Genomic DNA, 933 nt, shown 5'->3' with positions numbered 1-933 from the left:
GGCCTGACGCGCGGCATGCCGGCCTGCGACGCGCTGGCGCTGGCCATCGCCGCCGGTTCGGCCAGCGTGGAGATCTACGGCACCGCCCGGGCCCGGCGCGACAAGGTGGAGGCCCTGTTCCGGCAGATCAGGGAAAAGGCATAGATCTTGGAGAGAATCGATGACGGATCGTCCTTCCCTGCCCTTACCGGCGCCCCGCCTGTTCGCGCTGACCGGTACCGAGGCGCTGGGCCGGGACATCGCGCGGCATCTGGGCATCGCGCTGGGCCGGCATGAGGAACGCGATTTCGAGGACGGCGAGCACAAGGCCCGGGTGCTGGAAAGCGTGTGCGGCGCCGAACTGTATGTGCTGCACAGCCTGCATGGGATGGGCGTGGGCAGCGCCAATGACCGGCTGTGCCGGATGCTGTTCTTTATCGCCGCCTGCAAGGATGCCGGCGCCGCGCGCGTGACGGCGGTGACGCCCTATCTGTGCTATGCGCGCAAGGACCGGCGGACGAAACCGAACGATCCGGTCACGTCGCGCTATGTCGCGGCATTGTTCGAGGCCGCCGGCGCCGACCGGGTGATGGCGCTGGACGTGCATAACGAAGCCGCCTTTGAAAATGCGTTTCGCTGCCGGACCTTGGCCCTGACCGCGGCACCCTTGCAGGTTGCCGCGATCCTGGCCGTCACGGCCGATGAACGGCTGTGCGTCATATCGCCCGACCTGGGCGGGGGCAAGCGCGCCGAACGGCTGCGCGAGGCGCTGGAACGCGCGGCCGGACGGCCCGTCGGCCGCGCCTTCGCCGAAAAATACCGCAGCGCCGGGATCGTGTCGGGGGACCTGTTCGCCGGCGATGTCCGCGATGCGACCTGCATCATCGTCGACGACCTGGCCAGTACGGGGGGCACCCTGGTCCGGGCCGCCCGCGCCGCGCGCGAGAACGGGGC

General features: G+C 69.9%; 1 protein-coding gene. It reads left to right on the top strand.

Annotated features, from left to right (window positions below; all coding sequences use genetic code 11):
• Window positions 1–160: 160 nt before the first annotated feature.
• The coding region (locus tag HUK84_RS20225) for a ribose-phosphate diphosphokinase (RefSeq protein ID WP_176641797.1) at window positions 161–933 on the top strand (773 nt) is incomplete at its 3' end.

The organism is Nguyenibacter vanlangensis (assembly GCF_013376155.1).
Classification (GTDB): Bacteria; Pseudomonadota; Alphaproteobacteria; order Acetobacterales; family Acetobacteraceae; genus Gluconacetobacter; species Gluconacetobacter vanlangensis.
This window is presented reverse-complemented; position numbering and strand designations above follow the sequence as displayed.